Source organism: Salinibacillus kushneri, from assembly GCF_900111405.1.
GTDB classification, from domain to species: Bacteria; Bacillota; Bacilli; order Bacillales; family Alkalibacillaceae; genus Salinibacillus; species Salinibacillus kushneri.
On sequence record NZ_FOHJ01000002.1, the window covers coordinates 95,506 to 118,719 of the forward strand.

Genomic DNA, 23,214 nt, shown 5'->3' on the forward strand with positions numbered 1-23,214 from the left:
CACACGTGTATAATGAGGTGGATGATTGGGTAAAGTAATGAGAATGGAATGATACAATACAAAAAAGGGTGGAGACCAATGTCTAATGAAACCATTAATCATTGGCGAATTATCGAATATGATGGTGAAGGTCTGTCGGAAAGAGAGGAAATTGTGGCAACGGAATTACCGATAACGGTTGTTGTCAATGGGGAAGAATTTGCGACCATGGTTTGTACACCAGGTGACTTGCATGATCTTGTTATTGGGTTTTTAGCTTCAGAAGGTATCATATTGTTTTACGATGAGATTAAATCCATAGACATTGATGAGGATGCCGGTTTTATCTATGTTGATTTGCATAAATCATTACCCGAGGATACAACAAGTCATTCCAAGCGCTTTATTGGTTCCTGCTGCGGTAAAAGTCGTCAGTTCTACTTTAAAAGTGATGTAAAAACAGCCAAAACGGTCTTAAGTCGCATGATGATTACAGTTGATCAGAGTTTGTCACTAATGAAAGAGATGCAGAAACAATCCGAACATTTTCATCTAACAGGTGGTGTTCATAATGCAGCCCTATGTACATTGGATGAGATGGTGGCGATTCGAACAGATATTGGACGGCATAATGCATTGGATAAAATATATGGACATGTATTGGAAAATAAAATCCCCCTATCCGACAAACTTATCGTGTTCAGTGGACGTATTTCATCAGAAGTATTATTAAAAATATCAAAAATTGGCGTTGGGATTCTCATTTCAAAATCTGCTCCAACTGATTTGGCTCTTAATCTGGCCCATGACCTTAATATTACCGCCATCGGATTTGCCAGAGGAAATAAAATGAATATATATACCCACCCGGAAAGGTTATTGGATGTGAGTAGGACAGAGGCCTGAAGCTACTTATCAAAATGAAAATTTCACAAGTCAATCAACCTGTCTATGTAGGTATCATATTCTACAACTGTGTAGTTGTAGAAGTGCATAATAAAAGATCAATAAATAGTCTTCTCAGTTTAAGAAGATAGATACGATTATAAAACCTATTATAATAACAAAGATAAGTATTCCAGTCCCCTTCCAACCTAAACGACCAACTAAGTCTGCAAGATTTCCAGTTTCAGTCCTATTAAATCCATCATTCATATTTCCAGTTGGGTTTCTCATTAATTCTTCTTGTCTTAGGCTTTCTCTTCTTCTTTCAGGTGTTTCCTTGTCTTCCCTCATTGTCACACCCCTCCATTTTCTTAAATGATAACCAAATATTCCTTTATCCTCATTGGTAAATCTGATTTTATTAGATTTATACCATAGATTAACATCTTATGGTTAAGTAGAAAAGGGAAGCAACTGCATGTAATGCCCATAATTGGACATCCTGCTACAATATGTATACGATAGATGTAGGTAAGAATAAAGAAAGGATGGTAGCAATGAAGGTTCTTGTTGTAGGAGCAAATGGACAAATTGGAAAGCACCTCGTTTCATTTATTCAGGATACTGATAATCTGGAAGCTAAGGCAATGATTCGTAAGCAGGAGCAGGCTTCCTTTTTTGAAGATTTAGGTGCAGAAACTGCGATAGTCGATCTCGAAGGAGGTATTGATACGATTGCTAATGCTGCTGAGGGAGTAGATGCAATTGTATTTACAGCAGGATCCGGTCCACATACTGGGAAAGACAAAACCATTATGATTGATTTAGATGGCGCAGTAAAAACGATTGAAGCAGCTAAAGCTGCTGGAGTAAAGCGTTTCATTATGATTAGTTCGTTTGATACAACACGGGAAGCGATCCAGGGTGCTCCTTCCTCCTTTGCCCCATATGTTGCGGCGAAGCACTATGCAGACGAATGGTTGAAGCGGACAGATCTGGATTATACGATTATACATCCTGGCGCACTGACTAATGACGAAGGTAAAGGACAAGTAAAAGCTGCTGTCGAAGTGGATAGAGGGGAAGTACCTAGAGAGGATGTAGCACGAGTCATCGTTGCTGCTTTAGAAAATGATTCAACTGTTGGCAAGGAGTTTCAACTTGTAACGGGTACAACACCGGTAAAGGATGCTATAGATTCTATCTAAACAAAAACAAATATCACAATAACTTAGGGCATGTATAGTCGATATACATGTCCTTTTTGATTACTGGAAAAATACAGAATTTCCTAAAGAATCCATTCCTATGGGTCTGGACTTATTATGGGAAAGGTGGATAAAAATGGAATATCATGGTCCATTAAAAGATAAATAGGATTAAAAAAAGAAAATCCATATGGAAATCATGTATAGCAGGATTAATTTGATAATGATCAGCTTAATCTTTTAAAAAGAGGTGACAAAATTTGGAGAATAGGATTAAAAAATTTCATAGGCATTTTTTCCAGTATAGAAAATAAAAGAATCCTTATCGTGAAAAAATAATTAAATGGAGTGACAAGCACCGATTCTGTTTATACTGTTATATTTTTGTGAACATTAATGTCATGGTTTCCCCTTTCTTGTTATAATTTAAATAGATAGATAATTTGGAAAAGTAGTTGTTGCTCGTGAAGTATATATTCATTAAAAAAAGGAGGAATCTATAATGAAGAATACTCTTAAAAAAGGTTTGTCGTTAGGAATTGGTTTAGCTTTAACAAGTAAGGAACAGGCACAAAAGGTTTTAGATGAACTGGTGAAAAAAGGTGAGTTAAGCCAACAGGAATCAAAGGAATTCTATAATGAGATATGGGAGAGAGGCCAGGAGACCCAGCAGGAGTTAGAGGGAAAAATCCAACAGAAATTAAATAAGGTACTAAATGATTTAAATGTTGCAACTAAGGAAGATATCAGCGAGTTGGAAAAGCGTTTGGAACAATTGGAGAATCAAAACAATAATCAATAAATATTTTAATGATTAGAAAGGAGGGGGTGCTTATTTTTGAAAAGAGAGTACGGCATTTGCAGCGATACAGAGAAATTGCTACAGCCTTCTCCCGCAATGGCTTTGGCTTCCTTGTCAGAGAACTGGGGATGGATACTATCCTATCCTTACCCAAGCGTTTATTCATTCACGATAAGGAAAAAGAAGTACATATCAAAACGAGAGGAGAGCGGGTTCGGTTATTCTTAGAAGAATTAGGACCCACTTTTATCAAACTTGGACAAATTGCCAGCACACGACCGGATTTAATACCAGAGGATATTATTCAAGAAATGGAAAAGCTTCAGGATGAAGTGCCCCCTTTTCCATATCAGCAAGTAAAATCAATTATAGAGCGTGAATTGGGAGACGAAATAGAATCAATCTTTACTAAATTTGAAGAAACTCCCCTTGCCGCAGCATCGATTGGTCAGGTTCATTATGCTGTTTTAAAGACTGGTGAAAAAGTAGCTGTAAAGGTTCAGCGTCCAGATATTGAGGATATGATTAAGACGGATTTGGAAATTCTTCTGCAATTAGCGGTACTAGCGGAATTAAGACTTGAGTGGGCTGCTCAATATCAGGTAAGAGAGATGGTTGAGGAGTTTTCGAAGGCTATTTTAGATGAATTGGATTATGCCAAGGAAGGTCACAATGCCGATAAAATAGCAAAACAATTCCAGGAAACTCCAATGATCCAAATCCCTGAGGTTTACTGGAATTTTACAACCAAAAAAGTTCTTACAATGGAATTTGTTGAAGGTACAAAGCTGAATGATTTGGATGCTCTTAAGGAAAAAGGGTATGACACTAAGCTTTTGGGTGAGCGAATTACGAATGCAGTTTTTCATCAAATCTTAATAGAGGGATTTTTTCATGGGGACCCCCATCCTGGTAACATCTCGATACTACCAGGAGAAGTAATTGTTTTTATGGATTTTGGACTGGCTGGTCGTATCACAAAAGGGATGAAGGATAATTTTGCTTCGCTTGTAATTTCGATGATGCGTCAAAATACAGATGGGGTTATTAGAGCAATCACCAATATGGGACTCGTTCCCGATGATGTGGATATGCTGATGCTACGGGCGGATGTCGATGAGCTTCGGGAAAAGTATTATGATGTATCCCTTAGTCAAATAAGTTTAGGTGAGGCAGTCAATGATTTATTTGAGGTAGCTAATCGGCATCATATTAAGCTGCCCTCTGATCTCACATTGCTAGGAAAAACACTTCTTACTCTGGAAGGAATGGTAGAAAAATTAGATCCAGAGATTAGCATTATCCAAATTGCTGAGCCATTTGGAAAACAATTATTAAAGGAACGATACCACCCCAAAACGCTTGCTGAGAATTTGTTTAACCAGTGGAATGAGTTTAGGGAAATATTCATCGATATACCGAAAAATGTTCGTGAGCTGACATCGATGATTAAAAAGGGCAAGGTCCCTTTGGAATTATCAATGCCAAATCTTGAATTATTTTTGAATAAATTGGACCGGATTAGTAATCGGCTGTCCTTCAGTATCGTCCTCCTTGCCTTTAGCATCATAATGGTAGGGTTGATTATAGGTTCAGCTTTGGGTGGAGAATCGTCATTAGTATGGAACTTCCCCGCAGTTGAAATAGGATTTGTGGTTGCTACCTTAATGTTTCTTTGGCTCTTGTATTCTATATTCAGGTCTGGAAGGTTTTAAAGGGGGGAGTAGAACGAACATATTGTCATGTAGAAATGAGGATTGTCTTGATTTTGAGACAATCCTTTTTACATGAAAGTAATGGTTCCTTTTATGCATATCATGATAATCTTTATAATACTGTTCTATATATTTTATCGATTAAATGCGAACCAGGTACTTTTGTTAACGCAAACTTTACCTTACCGGATAATCTAAAAGGAGCATTACCTGAATGATATTTAAGTAACGATTCTATTAAAGAAAGGAAATCAATAGATACGATAATTAAACCCTTGCGAAGCAAGGGTTTGCCGACTAAGGAAAAAAGACGACAGGTTCATCTGTCTCATTTTTTATTGGGTTTGTATTTTTTCTTTGATAAAAACTTTTGCCATCCTCTTTTGGTACGGAGGATGGACATTACTGCTTTATGTCAGTCATTTACGTTTAATCCTTTTTGGAGAGATATCATTTCCTTCGCCAGCTTCTCTAAGCGACGAATCACCTTCTCATCCTCCAAATCTCCTTCTTCTGCAAAGGAGGTGTTGTGGATAAACACATTGTTGTTAGGAATTATTCCTTTTAAATAAGAAAGAATCGGTTTTAACTGGTAATCCCCTACTAAAGCGTGTTTTCCAGAGCCGCCTACAGTAATAAATCCGGTTACTTTTCCTTTAAAGGCGTTTTGCGGCATATAGTCTAATAAATTCTTAAAAGATCCTGAAATGGAGGCCTGGTAAATAGGGGTAGAAAACAAAAGAAAATCTGCTGTTGTGATTTTATTTACGACATCCCATGTATTCTGGTTGTAGAAAGAAAGAGAAGGACCATGGAATAATTCAACGTCTTCTTCTTTTAAATCAATTAGTTCCGTTTTGATAGTAGGATCTATTGCCTTTGCTGTATTCAAAAAGTGGTAAACAGCTTCTAAAATTTTGGAACCAACTAAGGAACCTGACACGCCTACTAGTTTCATAAAAAAACCTCCTAAGCCTAAGTTCATCATAATCCCATCGTATCATTTTCAGGCACGAGTAGACAGGATTGTGCTCCAGGTTAGATGGGGAGGTTAACCAAATAAAATTGATGATAGCTGCTGGAATATAGCATAATATCACGAATACGGGAGTGAGGCTTTGAATTGTAGTCCATTTAAGCATCACCTGGGCATCCATTTGGTACTCTACATCAGACGAAAAATATCCGATGAAACAAGCATAAAAGTGGAGGACAAATCTATAGATCTGTCCTCCGGCTCAATTATTCGGTCCATTCCATTTTAAACGCAACTCCACCTTTGATATATGGAAGTAAATATCGATCTTCAGGGATAACCCGGCCAATCACATTAACCTTTTCGTCAGCCGGAAGATTGCGTTTGGTAATTTGAATTTCTCCTTGATAGCGTCCGTATTTTTCATTATCAATCGTAATGGATCCTTCTGTACGTTCCCCTGTATGATTAGCTTGGACCGGAAAATGTCCAATCAGTCCGTATTGTCTGGATTCTGCAGATCGAATGACATCTCTTGCTGGATCCAGGCGATTGGTTTGCTTTTCTTGTAATTGATTTTTTATATCTTCCTGGGTTGTATAGGGTTTTGCTCTAAGTCGAACTACTTGATTGCGATAATCTGCAAATTGTCTCTTCGAATCCTCATTAATCGACGGATCCCCAATTAAAATCTTATCTACCCATTGATTATGATGGAATTCCATAAAGGAAGAAAAGCTGGAACGGTTCCGATGAGCTTCAATGGTTGGAAGCCCCTGATAAACAGGGCCTCTTTGTTCCCCATCGCCTGGAATAAAAGCCATTACGGTCAATCCCTCAGCCTTTAAAAACTTATTTTTTTCATTGAAATCTTTGATACTTAAACCGGTTTCCGGGCGAGGATAGTAATTGTGCCAGGCTTCAATCCTAGAAAAATCAGTTCCATTTTTTCGTAAAGCTTCCATATTTTCATGTGTGATTGTACTGGCATTCAATGCAACCTTCATTTTATTGGATAATGCAGCAATGGTTTCATCAGAAATTCCGTAATCAACGCGCAGTCCTGTAAGTCCCCATTCCTTTAAATGGTGAGCGTTGTCCCAGGGAAAGCCTAGGTAGTCCAGTGATTTGGGCGAAATATCTGCAAACAGTTCCATATCGTAGGTCTTGGCGAGCTTGCCTAAGTCAACTAATCCTTTTTTATAGGTTTCAGGGTTGTCCTCCGGGATGTGCAGGGAAGTAAAAATACTAGTAAACCCGAGTTTACTCATGGATTGAATATAAGATTCCTGTTCCGTTACGGAATGATTCGACAAATAGATGGAGACACCGAGCAATATAATTCACACCTTTCTATTTGAAAAAGGGAGAAATCCATTCTCCCTTTGTATTTAGTCTAGGTTATCCGCCATCTCTTCTTTAAATCCGAAGAAGTACGTCATGATAAAGCCGGCGGTATAAGTGATTAGTAGACCGATGAAATAAAATAGAAACTTATTATCAACTATGAGTGGAATAAGTGGGATACCAGATACCCCGATACCAGAAGATGCTGTACCTACTACTGCCTGATACGCTCCTCCAACAGCAGCACCTAAACAAGCGGTAATAAATGGACGTCCTAACGGAAGAGTGACCCCATAAATTAATGGTTCACCGATTCCGAGAAATCCTGTTGGAAGACCACCTTTAATCACATTACGCAGTCGTTTATTTCTCGTTTTTACATATATTGCAATCGCTGCTCCAACCTGACTGGCTCCAGCCATCGCCAAAATTGGAAGTAATGCCGTTGAACCAAAGGAATTAATTAATTCCATATGGATTGGGGTTAATCCATGGTGAAGACCAAACATAACTAATGGTAGGAAAAATCCCCCTAGTAAAGCTCCGGCTACTGCACTTCCTAAAGCACCACCAAGGCTTAATACAGCATTAATCCCAGAAGTAATACCAGTAGATAGAATACCGGCGACTGGTTGAACCACAACTAATGTTAGCAAACCAACCACTAAGATCGTTAATAATGGCGTAAAGATGATATCGACAACATTTGGGATAATCTTTCGGAATTGCTTCTCGAAAAATACCATTAACCAGGCTGCGAACATGGCACCAATTAATCCTCCATATCCCGGAGCTAAATCGTTTCCAAAGAGGGTAATATCAGCTAAGGCTGGATTCATCGTGATAATTCCAGCAATGGCACCTAATACGGGTGTCCCGCCAAATTCTTTTGCAGTATTCCAGCCTACGATAATAGCTAAATAGGAGAAAATACTTCCCCCTAAAACGATTAGAAGCTGCATCCAGGTTAAGGATGTATCCACACCGGCATTGTTTAAAAATCCAGCTGTACCATTGATAATACCTGAACCGACAATACCAGGTATCAGTGGAATGAAAATACCGCCAATTTTACGGAGCAGATTCTTAAATGGTGTATTATTTTTCTTCTTAATGTTCGCCTTTGTCTTATCGGCAAGATCATCTTCATTTACATCAAGCTCTTCTCCCATTTGAATCCCTGTAATATTTGTGATGTGATCTGACACTTTGTTTACAGTACCTGGACCAACCACAATTTGCAGGGTATCATCCTCGACGACTCCCATAACCCCATCTATTTGTTTCAAATCTTTTACATTGGCTTTTGCATCATCTTTTAAATTAAGTCTTACACGGGTCATGCAGTGGGTAAAAGAACGGATGTTTTCTTCTCCCCCAACTTGTTTAAGAATCTCTCTCGCTAATTGTTCTTCTTTTTTCATTAGGTTCCCCCCCTAATTGATTTATTTCGTATACCGGACAAAGCCTTTTGACTCTTCTAATTTTTCTGCTGCCTGTTCGTAAGTGCAGTTTAATAGAATCATAACAATAGCCGCTTTCACCTGGTGATGGGCTTTTTCGAAATGTCCTTCTGCAGTTTCATAATCAACGTTAGTAGCTTCCATAATGATTCGCTTCGATCTTTCCACTAACTTTTGATTGGTTGGCTGTACATCGACCATTAAGTTTTGATAAACCTTGCCAATTCCAATCATTGCCGTTGTTGTAATCATGTTTAAAACAAGTTTTTGAGCAGTACCAGCTTTTAGTCGTGTGGAGCCGGTTACAACTTCCGGACCTGTTAACACTTCAATGGCTACATCAGCAGCTTCTCCTATTTTCGAATTCTTATTGTTACTGATACTGACAGTGCTTGCGCCTATACGTTTGGCATATTCTAAACCTCCCATTACATAAGGAGTTCTACCACTGGCAGCGATACCTACAACGGTGTCTTTTTCCATTAATGAAAGGTTTCTAAGGTCGTCACCTCCTAAGGTTTTATTGTCCTCTGCACCTTCAATTGCATCTGTAATCGCTTTTGAGCCACCTGCAATTAGACCTTGTACCATTTCAGGAGATACCCCAAAAGTGGGCGGGCATTCTGAAGCGTCTAATATTCCTAAACGACCACTCGTTCCAGCACCCAAATAGATTAATCGTCCTTCTTGATTAAACGACTGAATAACCAAGTTAACAGCCTTTTCAATTTGAGGAATCTCCTTCTCAATTGCTGATGGGACCTGATAATCTTCTTGGTTCATGATTTGCAGGATTTCCTTGATTGATTTGGTGTCTAAGTCTTGACTATTGGGGTTTCTTGTTTCTGTCGTTAATTTATTTAGCATGATTTCACCCTTTCAAGAAACCGTTTTCATACATACATTTTATGGTTATTGAAATTATATGCCAATTAAATTATATAAATGTATGAAACTAAATTTCATGATGATCAAAAAATTATACTTGTACGGATATTGGACTATCTTCGAAGTCGTATAACTTCATTTCTTGCTTCGTGATATTGAGGGAGCACATCTTCACCTTTGGTTTTAAAGACACTGAGATATAAGGCGTCAATAATGGTCAGTTGCGTCATTCTGGAAGGGATGCTCCCAATTCGATAATCATGTTCAACTATTGGAGTACAAAGGCGGATATCTGCTTCTTTATACAGGGGCGATTTATCCAGGTTCGTAATCGCAATAACGGATGCACCCTCTTTTTGTGCAAATCTGGATAATTCCAATACATCTTTTGTCTTTCCGGACATACTTATGGCCATAATAACGTCGTTTTTCTTTAAATAGGGAATGGATGATAATAAAAAATGGAAATCCTGATGGGCGGTACATGCATAACCTAATTTAGTGAATTTATAATAACCATCTACAGCAGCTGTGGCTGAGCCTCCAACCCCGTAGAAAATGAGCCTTTCTGCATGATTGACCGTATGAACGGCTTTTTGAAATTCCTTTCGATCTAATGATGTAGGAATAGCTTCAATGGCAGAGGTATTGACATGAGTTACTTTTTGAAAAATATCATAGGGCTCACTTTTATCCTGTAGAAAATTAAAATCCGTCAGTTTCTCCTCGTTCATCGCCAATTCCTTGACAAGCTCTAATTTAAATGACTTAAAGCTTCCAATGCCGATTGATTTGCAGAATCGAACCACACTGGATTCACTGGTACCTGATTTTTGAGAAAGTTCTTTGGTTGTCATGTTGGGGATAAGCTCTGGCTGTTTCAGTACATATAAACCCATTTTCTTTTCAGCTTCAGATAATGAAGGTAGACTATCTTTAATTCTGGTTAGTAATGGCCCCATACTGTCATTTCCTTTCTGTTTCTATTTTAAGGAATATTATACAGCAATATGGGTTAATGGGACAGGTATAAAGCGGGAAGGAAGGTTAAGAAATACCACGGGAGATAGGGGGCTACACTGTCCTAACCCCCTTAACGTTCATTCTTTCTCCCTAGTGAGTATAGAGACGATGGAACAAGCTCCTGATCAGTCATCAGATATTCATGACTTCTCATTAATATTGTTTGTAGATTTGCTGAGACATCATAAGCATTATAAGCACAAACAGACATCAGTCTCATATGATTTACACTTTTATCAGCGAGACATTCAAATTCATCCAATTTATTTACTATATCATTTTGCTCCTTCCAGTTAACATGTGCCCAAGTACGAATATTGATGTCTTTTTCCAAAAAAGGTTTCAGTATATCATAAAAATGTTCAACAATATGGTGAATGTGGAAATCGCCATAAGAGCGATAAAATTGCTGATTATCTATTAAATGTACATATTTTTGTCCGTTGTCATGTTGAAGCCTTTTTTTAATTTCTGGAAATAATGCGGCTTCCTCGATAACGATAAGGTGATGATTTCTCTCAATTCCTGCATGTATATAGGCTATTAGGTTTTCTAAGTAGCATTGATTATCTTCAAAGATATATAAAATATGTGCATTATTGTTGACCTGTAAATCCTTTGTTAGAAATAGCTTATTTGTCAATTGTTTCACCCTTTTCTTTAATGCTCTGTTACTCCTGTTGTTTTTTCTGTAGAAATAAGGATGGGTAAGCGGATGAATCAGATGATGGAAGCCCGATTTGATAGAGAGGTGATTCGACTATTTCCTGATCGGTCATTAAATATGGATATATTCGCATCATTTTGATGTAATCACCTGCGGAAGTCACCGTCGCATTATATGAACGAACGAATAGGATATGATTGCAATCTATTCTTTCTTTTATTATCTTCCAGTCTTTCTCTGCATTGTGAAACCAATTTATAGAAGAATTTTGTTCATCATGCAGCCATATTCCTGCTGAGGGTGTGTTTTCAAGTAGAGAATACAAGTACTGTTTCACATCTTCAGGTTCCTGATTTGCAAGGTAACTCTTTTCAATCAAGTATATATGGTTAAATAAATCATGTTTAGAGAAAATCGTTTCAAGACTTTTACGAATCAGGTTAATGTTCTTATCTTCATCAATTATGATACTGTAACATTCTTTTTCCAATCCTGCTAATAAAAAGGTAACCGCTTGTTGAATATAGTTTTCAAAGCTATTAAATAGATATAAAACTTGACCGCTATCTTCTTTTCTAAAGAATTCTGATATTACATTGGAAGAAGTTTCTTTAATAGGATGATCACATAGTTGCTCTTGAAAGAACATGAACGGGTCAAAGCCTAACGCTTTTGAGATATTAATTGCTACGGTAATTCCAGGATCACGTTTTCCATTTTCTATCTGCGAATAGTAACCCCTGTCAATAAATGCAAAGGAAGCTACCTGTTCCTGAGTCATTTTATTTGATTTGCGAAATTGGATTAACCATTCCCTTTTCATCTCTATCCTCCAATCTCACTTCACTAGTACACATATCCTTAATAGTTTAGCAAATATTAAGTATGCCTTGTGTGGCTACTTGCCACATAGCATCTGTTGAATTTTATTGTGAAAACATTACCATTATATTTGTCCCATTAAAAAAGAGGGGAGGGTGCATGCATCTTTGTGACCATTCATATTTTACCTGACGACGAATGCGTGCAAAGGAATGAAAACACTATGTATGACCAGAAAGAGAATCAGTTGAAGAAAAAAATTTATTGGAAACGAAAAGAACTTATTGAGGCGGGATTAACTAAAGGTTTTCAAGACCAGGAAACGCTATGGCTGAGTCAAGAATTAGATAAATTGATTAATAAATATCAAAACATGAACAGCTAATCTAGTCATTCATAAGTTCTCCACAGCTAGTGTGAATTCGATACACTCCGTAATGGTTTTTAAAACCGTTTATTATTTATAAGTAATGTTACCTATATAAAAGAACGAAAAATTCAAAATAGCATAACAGCCTATTTATTATTTTAATAGGTTGCTAATAATCTATCATTAGTATTATTTGGATAAATAAACAGAAAAAGGTATGAGACAAAATAATCGTGTTTTTGAAATGGCAAACCTGTGGAAGCGAAAGGATGTGTACAAATTATGGCAGCCCATTTGTATCTAGGGGCTGCCTTCTTTGCTATGGAAAAGAGCAGGATAAAAGAGATGCAGATGATAATCTATTCATAATTATATATTAGGAATAGGAAAGTTGTACCATTATTTTTCATCTCGAAATGATTGTCAATAGATATCTGGGAATTAATGATAAGGAATGGAGATTATATTATATGGAGGTATTACGTAGAATTGTATGGCTTTTATTTACTATCCCTCTTCAAATAAACAATTAGCGGGAAACATGAAAGAAAACTTTAAAAGCGATATGAAGGCCTTGAAAAGTGATGAAATCTGGTGTTTACACGGATCATTCCGTAACTTAAACAGGTGTTTTGACTTAATTGTTATAGGAATTTAAAATGTTTACCTAAAGAAACTTTTTAGGTATTTTGAATATTTTAATAGGATATATACTATTGTTAGGAATGTTTATAAATGATGGAATTTTTTCAAGGATTAGACCCAGTAGTACAGGCAGCATTGGCAAGTTTATTTACATGGGGAATGACAGCATTAGGAGCCGGAATAGTATTTACTACTAAGTCGTTTAATCAGAAATTATTAGATGGAATGTTAGGTTTTGCAGGTGGGGTAATGATTGCTGCGAGCTTTTGGTCCTTATTAGCCCCTGCTTTGGAAATGGCAGAAGGTGGAGAAATACCTGATTGGGTTCCTGCTGCAATAGGCTTTATGTTAGGCGGAATCTTTCTCTGGACAGTTGATAAGTTACTTCCACATCTACACCCTAACTCACCTATAGATCAAGTTGAAGGAATTCACGCTAAAAAAAGAAAAAGAAGCACATTACTTGTTCTCGCAATAACATTACATAATATACCAGAGGGGTTAGCAGTAGGTGTTGCATTTGGAGCTGTAGCTACCAGTTCGCCTTCAGCAACCATTACTGGGGCTATTGCACTAGCGATAGGAATTGGGATTCAGAATTTTCCAGAAGGTGTTGCCGTTTCCATGCCACTTTTAGAGATGGCATGTCCAGGAAGAAGAGTTTCCAATATGGTCAATTTTCAGGTATGGTTGAACCTATTTCGGCGATTATTGGAGTACTGGCAGTTTCCTTTATTGAACCCATTTTACCCTACGCTCTAAGTTTTGCCGCTGGAGCCATGATATTTGTGATTGTCGAAGAGGTATTCCTGGATCTCAAGAGGAAGGAAATAAAGATCTTGCTTCCATGTGTTTAATGATTGGTTTTACTATAATGATGATTCTAGATGTAGCACTTGGATAAAAATAGGATACAAGTATTATATTATTCATGTGGCGGAAATGAAAACATCGAAAACGAAAAAGGAAAATGGCTAATAAACAGCGATTGTGAAACTTGGTACTTAAACGATCAGGCTCCAGTTGAAAAGGACATATATGGAAATGCTAAAGAATGACTAAATTAAGTTGGTCTTCTTATTTGTTGATAACATACTTCCATTATTCGATTAATGGGTACAATAATTCAAAAAGAGCAACGCAGACTTATCAGCGTTGCTCATCATAGGTAATCGGTTTTGTGTCTTTACGTCTTTATCTAACGCTATTCATCGTCCATTTCAAATATAATTTTGCGTCGACCTCAATGATTTCTGTTTTTATTTCTTCCTAACAGGAATCCAAACTTCACTATAAGCGTAATCCTTTTTATGTTTATCCATTTTAGTAAAAGAAAAAGAGGGGGCATTGATTACTTCATAATCGAAAGAAGGAAGCCATTCTGAATATGTTTTTGCCATGGTTTCTTGTAACGTAGATGGAAATGGTCCTTCATTTGGAAATATTGCCCAAGTATAGGCATCGACAGGCACTTTTACGAATTGATTACTTACTTCATTTTTAGTCGTTAATACACCTATCAAGTGAGTTAAATCCCCTTCTTCTTTTAAGAATTTAGCGTCAGCATCATAAGAAGCATTAATAATTTCATAAGGGTCTATATTTTGAAGAGAATGCATTTCTTCCTTTTGTTCGTCTGTTATGCTTTCTGCAAGCTTTACAATCTCATGATTAACACCTTCAAATTGCATAGGAACACGTTTACTTACACCGACTAAATTAAACGCAGGTTTTTCCTCAATTCTATATTCCATAATATTTCCTCCTTTAACCGTTATTACAAATGAAAGTTTGGGAAACAATTTGTTTAACTCTTTTTTTGCTACATCTGAGGGTAAAAAACCACTCCAGTTTTTAAATGCTCTAGAAAAGCCTTCCACTGACTGATAACCATATTTAAATGCAATATCCGTTACTTTTTCTCCATGCAATAAATCCTTATTTGCTTCCGACAATTTTCTGTTTTTTATATATTCACTTAGTGTCAACCCTGAAAGATAAAAGAATATCTTTCTAAAGTGGTAGTCGGAAACCCCAGCATATTTAGAAATTTTTTCAAGAGATAGGTCATCAGTTAAATGATTTTCAATATAGTCAATCACTAGGTTTAATTCTTTTAGCAATATATCCCTCCTTTTCATGTCTACATAATAGCAAAGTAACTTTAAAAATACTCGACATTCTTAACACAAAAAATATCGAATGATTAAATTAATAAAAAGACAGGATTCTTGTATAAATTATTTTGCATTTATTTATTAAAGGAATGAATGTAATTGCTGTAAATATCATTTTGTAAGTTTTGACAAGGTTTGCAAAAGCTATGTTTATTGTAGGGAACACAGTACCCATGAGTAGGGACAGTGGAGAAATTGCTCGAACAGTTAAAGGAGAAGCAAGGGTGTAGAAGACTAAATGAATAGGAATCGTTTTAATAGTCTTATCATGGTTTAAGGATACCCATTCAACATGTAAGTATTCGGTACGTGAAAACTAACCTTCACTATACCACTCTACAACAATATCGAACTATTATGTTAAGATTATATTTATTGTTCTCATATTTTAATTCACAACAAAGAGGTGCGGTGTAGTGAAGTCGAGGGTATTTGAAAAAATTTATTATGGTTGGTTTATTGTATTTATAGGAGCATTAGGCATCTTTTTTTCCGGTCCTGGGCAGACGTATTCAAATTCGGCCTTTATTGATCAATACATATTGGATTTTGGCTGGTCTCGTTCAGAGGTTTCCGGAATGTATTCGGCTGCGACCTTAGTGGCAGGTCTCATTATGATGTTTGTGGGTAAGTTTATTGACCGATTTGGTCCGCGTATTATGATGGTGACGATTGGTTCTCTTTTTGCAATCGCGCTATTTTGGAACAGTATGGTCTCGAGTCTGTGGATGCTTGCCATTGGTTTTTTCCTAATTCGTTTACTTGGTCAGGGAAGTATGACACTGATACCAAATACATTGGTTGCGCAGTGGTTTATTCAGAAGAGAGGCTTTGCTTTTAGTATCATGACGCTGGGTAGTTTTATCAGTGCCATGGTTTTTCCGGTCATTAATACGTGGTTGATTGATACCTGGGATTGGCGTTTTGCCTGGCAGTTCTGGTCGATTTTACTTCTTGTTGTTTTTGTACCGTTTGCTTTATTTGGTGTGCGTAACACACCCGAGGATGTTGGTTTAGAACCAGATGGTTTTGCTGGAAAAGAAGCAAAACATGCAAAACCAATCATGGGTACAACAAATATTAATGCAGACACAGAGGATTGGACGTTAAAAGAAGCGAGACAGACGAGAACCTTTTGGGCGATTCTGATTTGCATTGGAATCCCTGCGATGGTGAATACCGGCATCACGTTTCATATTATTTCGATTTTTGGTTCCAACGATTTATCACCTGCTCTGGCAGCGACGGTTCTTAGTTTGATGGCAGCAGTCGGCATTCCGATGTCGTTTGTATCAGGAATCATAACCGACCGGATTCCTACCAATTACTTGCTTGCAGTGATCTTTATCGTCGAAATCATTTTATTAACAATGCTGCTTTTTACGACGAATTTCTTTTTAGCAATTCTTTTCGGAGTAATCTGGGGGATTGCCAATGGACTTGAGCGGATCAGTATTAAGGTTATTTGGCCAAATTTTTTCGGACGTAAATATATTGGAAGTATTAGCGGAGTCGGGGTAACCATGACTGTTATTGGTTCCTCATTAGGACCACTTCCGTTTGGGGTAGGATATGATTTATTTCACAGCTATACCTATGTGATTCTCGCTACCCTTATTTTTCCTGTTATTGGTTTAATTTGTGCGCTGATTGCGAAGAAACCAAGTAAGGCACAAATACAAGCTTAACCCCAGAATTTCTCTGAAGGGTAAATTTCTTTGCCCCTATTATTTAATAAACATTAAGATGAGTCCCCCTTTTTGGGGGATTTCCATTGGATAAACAGGATTATTGGGCTTTTACTCTAATTGGCTATAAAAACCATCAAGCTGATGATCCTTTATATTGCTTTTGTTCGGGTTACGTCCATACAAACATAGACTTTTTGGGTTTAACTGTAATGATCAAAGCTTTTCATAAGCCCCTTTCATTGTGAATGACCATCTCTTCTATTTATGTTCCTCATTTAAATTAGCTTGCCCATCTAAAATTTTAGCTTCTGATAAGTCACTGCTTTCTTTTTGATATTGTACTTCTACCGAGAAATGATAAATTTCCTCTTTATGATGTCTTTTCATATTCGATATTTTTGACCTTTAACTGATAATCATTATAAAAGGATTTCCATTGACAAGTGTTGAACATGTATATAACTCTCGTAAGTTTCTTCATGGTTAAAAATATAAAAAGGAGCGGATGAAAATGTCTTTGACAACTTCAAAATATATTGAAGTAGACTCTGGCGTGGAACTTTGCGTTCAGGATGTGGGGAAGGGCGAACCTATTGTTTTTGTTCCTGGCTTTACGTTTACAGGAGAGGTATTTTCACATCAGGTTGAATATTTTTCAAAGACCAATAGAGTACTTGTCGTAGATCCAAGAAGTCATGGCCGGTCAACTATTTCTGTCCATGGTAATGATTATATTACGCATGGTACAGATTTGGGTAAAGTGCTGGAAGAGCTTGATGTCAAGGATGCGACCCTTGTCGGCTGGTCCTTTGGCTGCTTTACGGTTTGGGAATATGGAAAGCAGTTCGGTTTTGATTCGGTTAAATCAATGGTGCTGATTGATATGCCGCCTAAGTCTCTTTCTACTAATGAAGAAGATTGGATAGAAGGGACACTTGATGATATTGCGAGCATTTATACATCATCACTTCGAAATCCTCAAGGACAGCGGACGTTTATAATGGACTATATTACTCAGGTAATGGTGCAGAGGGAATTGACCGAAGAGGAATTGGCTTGGCTTGTAGACGAGTCGTTAAAAACGCCGTACTACATAGCAGCGAATTTGTTCGCATCTGGCATGTTCTCTGATTATCGTGAAGAGGCAAGAAAAGCCAGTCAAGCTGTGCCAACTTTAACCGTAGTAGCTGAACACTGGGCAGATCAAGCCAAAGCCACCATGAACAGGGTCGCACCGGAATCAAAGCTTGAAGTTCTTGGTGGTCATATGATGTTTTGGGAGCATAGTGAGAAGTTTAATCAAATCTTATCAAAATTTTTACAGTAGAAGGACAGATTCAACTTCCTATTCAATCCTTTTACAGTTCTTCGGTTGTCTATCTGGTTTACCTTCATTTACCATTGGATTATGCCAAAGATTGTGTTAATATAATCCTTTGATTAAAATTAAAGATTCATTTCTTTTATAGATAAAATTTAATGGAAGGAGGAATAAACTTGGCTAAAAAATCCATGGTAATGAAGCAAAGGAAACCATCTAAGTTCAAAGTCCAGGAGTATACACGTTGTGAGCGATGCGGACGTCCTCACTCTGTACTGCGTAAATTTAAATTATGCCGTATTTGTTTTCGTGAATTAGCTTATAAAGGACAAATTCCAGGTGTAAAAAAAGCAAGCTGGTAAACTGGTCAGCCCAATGGTTGGCCGGTTTTTTTTATGGTATAGGAAATGATAAAAATGGAGCTCGTCATTGGAAGCTTATATTTGGATGTAATCCTTTTTGTTTGAACTTTTAACACATTATTCTGAATATTGTGTTAACATCTGTATAAGTAATGGTTTCACTTCCTGAGAAAAGTTCTTGAATACCACCAGCCTTGCGAGATGAATCGTTTTAAATGGCTGCATTTCGCCATTTATTCTACATTTCATTGAAATCTTAATTTATAAAAGGGGCTTGAGAAGGATGATGCACGAGTTCATTCAAAGTCATGAAAATTTGCTCGATAAAGATGGATATTTTCAAGTTAAAAATTGGATGGCGACAAATCCGTCTACTGTTCAACGTGATATTTCATTAATAGAAGCAGCTGAATTACTGCAGAAGAAGAATCTTGAATATATTCCAGTAGTAAATAAAGAAATGAACCCAGTTGGTATTCTTACTGTCCAGGTACTCTTAGATTGTTTAATCCACAATGATAGGAAACAAAGGCTTCTTGGAGATTCTCATTTAAATAAAAATTTTACGACCCTTTATGTAAACGATTCCATTTTGGGTGTCTGTACATTGCCGGATCCATATTTTTTAGTAGTGAAGAATAACAATAAACTTATTGGAATACTTACACGGGATAAAATGCTAAAAGCTCTATCATCTTATATTTTCAAGTTTCAACAAGAAGAAAATACGGCTGAAATATTAAATGTTATTTTAGAAAGTGCTTATGAAGGGATAGCGGTTGTTGACAATCGAGGTATCATCATAGCTTTCAACGATGCCTATTGCCAATTTATTGGTATTGATAAAAAAGATGCAATCGGACGCAATGTAGAGGAAGTGATTGATAATACAAATTTACATAATACGATTCGTACTGGAATGCCAGAGCGTGGAGCAATCCAGCATATACAAGGTCAACCAATGATTGTACATCGAATCCCCATTTGGAAGGAAGACCGTGTTGTCGGTGCCATCGGAATGATTATTTTCGAGGGTATCACTGAATTATACAAAATATATGAGCGATTACAAAAAGAAGCAAGTAGAAATAAAAAAGAAGCACAGATTCCATTTAGAAATGATGGAGAAAATCATATCATGACACTGGATCAGATTATTGGTGATAGTGAGTGTACTTCAAAGCTGAAAAGAATGGCCAGGAAAGTTGCAAAAACAAATGTGACTGTTCTCATAACAGGTGAAAGTGGTACGGGAAAAGAAATGTACGCACAAGGCATTCATCATTTAAGCCCATATGCAGGTGGGAAGTTTGTTAGTGTAAACTGTGGAGCAATACCAGAACATTTATTTGAAACGGAATTATTCGGTTATGAGGAAGGAGCTTTTACCGGGGCTAAAAAGGGAGGGAAACCAGGAAAATTTGAATTGGCCCAAAATGGTACTCTCTTCTTAGATGAAATTGCTGAAATGCCGCTTCCTATGCAAACAAAACTTTTAAGAATTCTTCAGGAAAGAGAGTTTGAACGTGTAGGAGGAACAAAGAAATATAAACTTAATACCCGGATTATTGCAGCAACAAACCAAAATTTAAAAAAGATGGTTGATACAGGAGAATTCCGAGAGGATTTGTATTATCGAATCAATGTTATTGAACTTCCAGTACTGCCTTTACGTGAACGAGCTGAAGATATTCCAGCACTTGTATCATATTACTTGAACAAAACCTGTAGTAAATATCATATTCCAACGAAAACCATTACTTCAGAAGCGATGGCTGTCTTTCTTCACTATGGCTGGCAGGGAAATATACGAGAACTCGTTAATGTCATTGAAAAACTCGTTGTTCTTGTAGAAGGAGATACCATAAAAATCAATCATTTACCGAAGTATATGGTAGATCGAAAAGGTCATTCTAGCCATTTAAAAAGCGAAAAACCTAATGTTCTTGATTATATAAAAGAATCAGAGAAAGAGAAAGAAAAAGAAACCATCTTAACGGTATTAAACCGGAATAATGGAAACAAATCTAAAACAGCCAAAGAGCTGGGGATTCATCGGACAACATTATATCAAAAACTTAAAAAGCATCATCTTCTGTGAAAATAGTGTAGTTATTTCACTACACAATAAATCCTTTTTGTAGGAATGAATATACACCCATTATTCAGAAAATATTGACTAATGGGTGTATATTAAATTGGCATAATATTTGCATAAATTATGGTAAACGAAAAAGGAGGAATACGTTTTGGAAAATGAAGCCGTTTTTCGTTCACCACAAACTATTCACTATGGACGTAATGCGTTCAAAAAGGTAGGAAAGGAAGGAGTATCCTTAGGAAAAAAGGCATTAATTATTAGTGACAAAATTATGGAACAACTTGGTTATGTAAGTGAATGCCGTGATTATTTATTCAAACAAGGTTTGGAGAGTACAGTTTATTTAGGAATAGCTTCTGAGCCTACGGATGTCTATGTTGATGAGGCATTAACACAATTTAAAGATGAAAAATGTGATTTTGTAATTTCACTTGGTGGTGGAAGTTGTATTGATACAGCAAAGTCAATAGCTGTATTAGTAACAAATGGTGGTTATATCGGGGAATATATGGGGGATAAAAAGCTTGCTGTGATAGATCCCATTCCCCATATTGCAATTCCTACAACAGCAGGTACTGGTTCTGAGGCAACCGATGCTACGGTCATAACAAATACCAAAAATGATGTCAAAATGATGATTAAGCAGCCAGCATTCCTGCCAGAAATAGCTATTGTCGATCCGTTACTTACTTTATCAGCACCCAAGAATGTAACAGCTGCAACAGGAATCGATGCACTAAGTCATGCAATTGAAGCTTATATTTCCAAGCGTTCACATCCAATGACAGATACTATGGCACTTTCAGCCATGCAATTGATTGTTCATAATATTGAAGAAGCATACAAGAACAGCGAAAATGTTGATGCACGTGAAAAAATGGCACTAGGCTCTTTGCAGGCCGGTTTAGCTTTTTCTAACTCATCAGTATGTTTAGTGCATGGCATGTCCAGGCCAATCGGTGCTTTATTTCACGTACCACATGGAATATCAAACGCCATGTTATTGCCAGCAGTATTGGAATTTAGTCAGGAATCAGCCATTGATCGATTAGCAGATTTAGGTAAAATTTTTGATTCTAATACAGATAATTATTCCAATCATAAGCTTGCAAGCCTGGCAGTTTCATCAGTTAAAGATATCTGTCAAAGACTGAATATACCAAATTTAAATGGATGGGGAATCGATAGACAACAATTTGAATCTGTCACTAGTAAAATGGCACAAGATGCAATCACAAGCGGCAGTCCGGCAAATAATCCGAGAGTTCCAAACCAACAGGAAATTGAAGAACTCTATTCCATTTGTTTTGACTATCAGTTTCAATCTGAAAGTAAGATTAACTAATGTAATAAAAGAGAGGAGAAGTAATGATGGGGATTATCGGTATCATTGGATTAATCGCTTCACTGGCCTTGCTTATATACCTGACGATGAAAGGTATTAATATTATTATTGCAGCTATTCTATGCTCTGTTTTGGTAGCGCTTACAGGTGGTTTGAACCTGCAAACAGCAATGATGGATAACTATATGAATGGTTTTACTGATTACTTCGCTTCATGGTTTCTCGTATTCCTGTTAGGAGCTATTTTTGGAAAAGTAATGCAAGAAACAAAATCAGCAGAAAGTATTGCTCTTTGGATAAAAAATAAACTGGGGGCAAAACGTGCTGTCTTTGCTGTTGTTGCGGCTGCAGCTATCATGACATATGGCGGTGTAAACTTGTTTGTTGTAGGTTTTGCTGTTTATCCCATAGCGGTTTCTTTATTTAGGGCTGCGAATTTGCCTCACCGGTTTATTCCAGCTGCTTTAGTTTTTGGTTCTATTTCGTTTACTATGACTGCACCAGGTTCACCGGAAATACAGAATATCATCCCAACCGAACATTTTGGGACAAAGCCAACAGGTGGTGGCTTTATCGGCGTTATATGTGCATTGATTATCATGATTGTTGGCGCCATCTGGATTGGACGATTAGTGAAAAAGGCAGTCCAAAATGGTGAAGAATTTTCGCTTCCTTATAAAGCGGCTAAAACAGAAACAGCGGCTGGACTTGCTGAGGAAGTAGAGGATCACGAAGATACGAGGCGTAATCGTGATTTGCCCAATACTATTGTTTCCATTTTACCGCTCATCGTCGTCATTGGGTTGTTAAATATTCTTTCCATATATATGAATCCTACAGCAGCATTACTCGTAGCATTAACATTAGGGATTATTTTAGTATGTACTACTATGATGCGATTCCTGAAAGAGTTTTGGGAATCTCTTGCAACTGGAGCTCAGAATGCTTTAGTGGCTCTTGCCAATACATGTGCTGTTGTTGGCTTCGGTAGTGTTGCAGCTCAGGTTGCTGCCTTTCAAAGTTTAGTTGATGGACTTGTTAATATGCCAGGTCCACCATTAATGGGATTAGCCGTTGGGGTTACACTTATATGCGGTATTACTGGTTCAGCATCAGGTGGACTGGGAATTGCCCTGCCTGTTTTGGCTCCAATTTATATGACTCAAGGTCTTGATCCCGGAGCAATGCATCGTGTATCAGCCCTGGCATCAGGTGGTATTGATTCATTACCGCATAACGGATATGTAGTTACAACCATTAGGGTCATTTGTGGTGAAACGCATAAGAGATCTTATAAACCTATATTTTGGCTAAGTGTTGTCTTACCAACTGCAGTGATGTTCTTAGCTGTTCTATTGTATTCCATCTTTTAGGTAACCAATAGAACAGATAAGGTATAAAGATTCTTTACATCTCAACATTTTATC

22 protein-coding genes and 1 pseudogene are annotated in these 23,214 nt (G+C 37.1%); 13 read left to right on the forward strand and 10 right to left on the reverse strand.

What is annotated here, in order from left to right:
* Window positions 1–78 precede the first annotated feature (78 nt).
* Complete coding sequence (gene fdhD / locus BMX63_RS02925) at window positions 79–885, forward strand: formate dehydrogenase accessory sulfurtransferase FdhD (protein ID WP_093131818.1); 807 nt, start codon at window positions 79–81, stop codon at window positions 883–885.
* A gap of 114 nt (window positions 886–999) precedes the next feature.
* On the opposite strand, the gene BMX63_RS02930 is transcribed toward fdhD, so the two are convergent.
* On the reverse strand, window positions 1,000–1,215 hold the full coding sequence (locus tag BMX63_RS02930) for a DUF6366 family protein (protein ID WP_093131820.1): 216 nt from the start codon (window positions 1,213–1,215) through the stop codon (window positions 1,000–1,002).
* Between the two features lie 206 nt (window positions 1,216–1,421).
* On the opposite strand from BMX63_RS02930, the gene BMX63_RS02935 reads away from it, so the two are divergent.
* The 4 genes from BMX63_RS02935 to BMX63_RS17865 all read left to right on the forward strand — a co-directional run bounded on the left by BMX63_RS02935 (window position 1,422) and on the right by BMX63_RS17865 (window position 4,807).
* Window positions 1,422–2,072, forward strand: coding sequence for an SDR family oxidoreductase (locus BMX63_RS02935; protein ID WP_093131821.1), 651 nt, complete (start codon window positions 1,422–1,424; stop codon window positions 2,070–2,072).
* A 502-nt stretch (window positions 2,073–2,574) separates the two neighbouring features.
* Window positions 2,575–2,874, forward strand: a complete 300-nt coding sequence (locus tag BMX63_RS02940; RefSeq protein WP_093131823.1) for a phasin family protein — start codon at window positions 2,575–2,577, stop codon at window positions 2,872–2,874.
* 8 nt (window positions 2,875–2,882) lie between these two features.
* Window positions 2,883–4,589, forward strand: a complete 1,707-nt coding sequence (locus tag BMX63_RS02945; protein ID WP_245732690.1) for an ABC1 kinase family protein — start codon at window positions 2,883–2,885, stop codon at window positions 4,587–4,589.
* Between the two features lie 35 nt (window positions 4,590–4,624).
* Window positions 4,625–4,807, forward strand: coding sequence for a hypothetical protein (locus BMX63_RS17865; protein ID WP_093131824.1), 183 nt, complete (start codon window positions 4,625–4,627; stop codon window positions 4,805–4,807).
* A gap of 197 nt (window positions 4,808–5,004) precedes the next feature.
* Here the strand turns inward: BMX63_RS17865 and BMX63_RS02955 are convergent, their stop codons facing one another.
* From BMX63_RS02955 to BMX63_RS02985, 7 genes are all read right to left on the reverse strand, one after another.
* Window positions 5,005–5,547 carry an NADPH-dependent FMN reductase gene (locus tag BMX63_RS02955; protein WP_093131826.1) on the reverse strand — a complete coding sequence of 181 codons (543 nt, stop codon included), beginning with the start codon at window positions 5,545–5,547 and terminating at the stop codon, window positions 5,005–5,007.
* A 284-nt stretch (window positions 5,548–5,831) separates the two neighbouring features.
* Window positions 5,832–6,902, reverse strand: a complete 1,071-nt coding sequence (locus tag BMX63_RS02960) for a DUF871 domain-containing protein (RefSeq protein ID WP_093131828.1) — start codon at window positions 6,900–6,902, stop codon at window positions 5,832–5,834.
* A 54-nt stretch (window positions 6,903–6,956) separates the two neighbouring features.
* Window positions 6,957–8,336, reverse strand: a complete 1,380-nt coding sequence (locus tag BMX63_RS02965) for a PTS transporter subunit EIIC (RefSeq protein WP_093131830.1) — start codon at window positions 8,334–8,336, stop codon at window positions 6,957–6,959.
* 21 nt (window positions 8,337–8,357) lie between these two features.
* Entirely contained in the window at window positions 8,358–9,242 is an 885-nt protein-coding gene (gene murQ / locus BMX63_RS02970; protein ID WP_093131832.1) for an N-acetylmuramic acid 6-phosphate etherase, read from the reverse strand.
* Between the two features lie 134 nt (window positions 9,243–9,376).
* Window positions 9,377–10,225, reverse strand: coding sequence for a MurR/RpiR family transcriptional regulator (locus BMX63_RS02975; RefSeq protein ID WP_093131834.1), 849 nt, complete (start codon window positions 10,223–10,225; stop codon window positions 9,377–9,379).
* A 131-nt stretch (window positions 10,226–10,356) separates the two neighbouring features.
* A complete protein-coding gene (locus BMX63_RS02980) occupies window positions 10,357–10,929 on the reverse strand; it encodes an MEDS domain-containing protein (protein ID WP_177167154.1) in 573 nt (190 codons plus the stop codon).
* 28 nt (window positions 10,930–10,957) lie between these two features.
* Window positions 10,958–11,776 carry a helix-turn-helix transcriptional regulator gene (locus tag BMX63_RS02985; RefSeq protein ID WP_093131839.1) on the reverse strand — a complete coding sequence of 273 codons (819 nt, stop codon included), beginning with the start codon at window positions 11,774–11,776 and terminating at the stop codon, window positions 10,958–10,960.
* Between the two features lie 168 nt (window positions 11,777–11,944).
* On the opposite strand from BMX63_RS02985, the gene BMX63_RS02990 reads away from it, so the two are divergent.
* Both BMX63_RS02990 and BMX63_RS02995 read left to right on the forward strand, forming a co-directional pair.
* Window positions 11,945–12,160 (forward strand): aspartyl-phosphate phosphatase Spo0E family protein, encoded by a 216-nt coding sequence (locus BMX63_RS02990; RefSeq protein ID WP_093131841.1) that lies wholly within the window; start codon window positions 11,945–11,947, stop codon window positions 12,158–12,160.
* A 720-nt stretch (window positions 12,161–12,880) separates the two neighbouring features.
* Window positions 12,881–13,694 (forward strand): annotated as a pseudogene (locus BMX63_RS02995) (ZIP family metal transporter).
* Window positions 13,695–14,049: 355 nt separating this feature from the next.
* Here the strand turns inward: BMX63_RS02995 and BMX63_RS03000 are convergent.
* The gene (locus BMX63_RS03000) at window positions 14,050–14,913 is read right to left on the reverse strand and encodes an AraC family transcriptional regulator (RefSeq protein ID WP_093131843.1); all 864 of its coding nucleotides are present in this window, start codon (window positions 14,911–14,913) and stop codon (window positions 14,050–14,052) included.
* Between the two features lie 470 nt (window positions 14,914–15,383).
* Between BMX63_RS03000 and BMX63_RS03005 the strand changes: the two genes are divergently transcribed.
* The gene (locus BMX63_RS03005) at window positions 15,384–16,655 is read left to right on the forward strand and encodes an MFS transporter (protein WP_093131845.1); all 1,272 of its coding nucleotides are present in this window, start codon (window positions 15,384–15,386) and stop codon (window positions 16,653–16,655) included.
* Window positions 16,656–16,916: 261 nt separating this feature from the next.
* Here BMX63_RS03005 and BMX63_RS18615 read toward each other — a convergent pair whose 3' ends face one another.
* A complete protein-coding gene (locus tag BMX63_RS18615) occupies window positions 16,917–17,045 on the reverse strand; it encodes a hypothetical protein (protein ID WP_281242713.1) in 129 nt (42 codons plus the stop codon).
* Between the two features lie 124 nt (window positions 17,046–17,169).
* Between BMX63_RS18615 and BMX63_RS03010 the strand changes: the two genes are divergently transcribed.
* The 5 genes from BMX63_RS03010 to BMX63_RS03030 all read left to right on the forward strand — a co-directional run bounded on the left by BMX63_RS03010 (window position 17,170) and on the right by BMX63_RS03030 (window position 23,160).
* Window positions 17,170–17,985 (forward strand): alpha/beta fold hydrolase, encoded by an 816-nt coding sequence (locus BMX63_RS03010; RefSeq protein WP_093131847.1) that lies wholly within the window; start codon window positions 17,170–17,172, stop codon window positions 17,983–17,985.
* Between the two features lie 170 nt (window positions 17,986–18,155).
* Window positions 18,156–18,341 (forward strand): type Z 30S ribosomal protein S14, encoded by a 186-nt coding sequence (locus tag BMX63_RS03015; RefSeq protein ID WP_093131849.1) that lies wholly within the window; start codon window positions 18,156–18,158, stop codon window positions 18,339–18,341.
* Window positions 18,342–18,627: 286 nt separating this feature from the next.
* Entirely contained in the window at window positions 18,628–20,442 is a 1,815-nt protein-coding gene (locus tag BMX63_RS03020; RefSeq protein ID WP_093132476.1) for a sigma-54-dependent Fis family transcriptional regulator, read from the forward strand.
* Between the two features lie 148 nt (window positions 20,443–20,590).
* The gene (locus tag BMX63_RS03025) at window positions 20,591–21,787 is read left to right on the forward strand and encodes an iron-containing alcohol dehydrogenase (RefSeq protein ID WP_093131851.1); all 1,197 of its coding nucleotides are present in this window, start codon (window positions 20,591–20,593) and stop codon (window positions 21,785–21,787) included.
* Window positions 21,788–21,813: 26 nt separating this feature from the next.
* On the forward strand, window positions 21,814–23,160 hold the full coding sequence (locus BMX63_RS03030; protein WP_177167156.1) for a GntP family permease: 1,347 nt from the start codon (window positions 21,814–21,816) through the stop codon (window positions 23,158–23,160).
* The last annotated feature ends 54 nt before the right edge of the window (window positions 23,161–23,214 follow it).

Bases quoted from the DNA above. Each gene is read 5' to 3' on its own strand.
- fdhD (WP_093131818.1), top strand. From the start codon at position 79: ATGTCTAATGAAACCATTAATCATTGGCGAATTATCGAATATGATGGT.
- BMX63_RS02930 (WP_093131820.1), bottom strand. From the start codon at position 1,215: ATGAGGGAAGACAAGGAAACACCTGAAAGAAGAAGAGAAAGCCTAAGA.
- BMX63_RS02935 (WP_093131821.1), top strand. From the start codon at position 1,422: ATGAAGGTTCTTGTTGTAGGAGCAAATGGACAAATTGGAAAGCACCTC.
- BMX63_RS02940 (WP_093131823.1), top strand. From the start codon at position 2,575: ATGAAGAATACTCTTAAAAAAGGTTTGTCGTTAGGAATTGGTTTAGCT.
- BMX63_RS02945 (WP_245732690.1), top strand. From the start codon at position 2,883: ATGATTAGAAAGGAGGGGGTGCTTATTTTTGAAAAGAGAGTACGGCAT.
- BMX63_RS17865 (WP_093131824.1), top strand. From the start codon at position 4,625: ATGAGGATTGTCTTGATTTTGAGACAATCCTTTTTACATGAAAGTAAT.
- BMX63_RS02955 (WP_093131826.1), bottom strand. From the start codon at position 5,547: ATGAAACTAGTAGGCGTGTCAGGTTCCTTAGTTGGTTCCAAAATTTTA.
- BMX63_RS02965 (WP_093131830.1), bottom strand. From the start codon at position 8,336: ATGAAAAAAGAAGAACAATTAGCGAGAGAGATTCTTAAACAAGTTGGG.
- murQ (WP_093131832.1), bottom strand. From the start codon at position 9,242: ATGCTAAATAAATTAACGACAGAAACAAGAAACCCCAATAGTCAAGAC.
- BMX63_RS02975 (WP_093131834.1), bottom strand. From the start codon at position 10,225: ATGGGGCCATTACTAACCAGAATTAAAGATAGTCTACCTTCATTATCT.
- BMX63_RS02985 (WP_093131839.1), bottom strand. From the start codon at position 11,776: ATGAAAAGGGAATGGTTAATCCAATTTCGCAAATCAAATAAAATGACT.
- BMX63_RS18615 (WP_281242713.1), bottom strand. From the start codon at position 17,045: ATGAAAAGACATCATAAAGAGGAAATTTATCATTTCTCGGTAGAAGTA.
- BMX63_RS03010 (WP_093131847.1), top strand. From the start codon at position 17,170: ATGTCTTTGACAACTTCAAAATATATTGAAGTAGACTCTGGCGTGGAA.
- BMX63_RS03020 (WP_093132476.1), top strand. From the start codon at position 18,628: ATGCACGAGTTCATTCAAAGTCATGAAAATTTGCTCGATAAAGATGGA.
- BMX63_RS03030 (WP_177167156.1), top strand. From the start codon at position 21,814: ATGGGGATTATCGGTATCATTGGATTAATCGCTTCACTGGCCTTGCTT.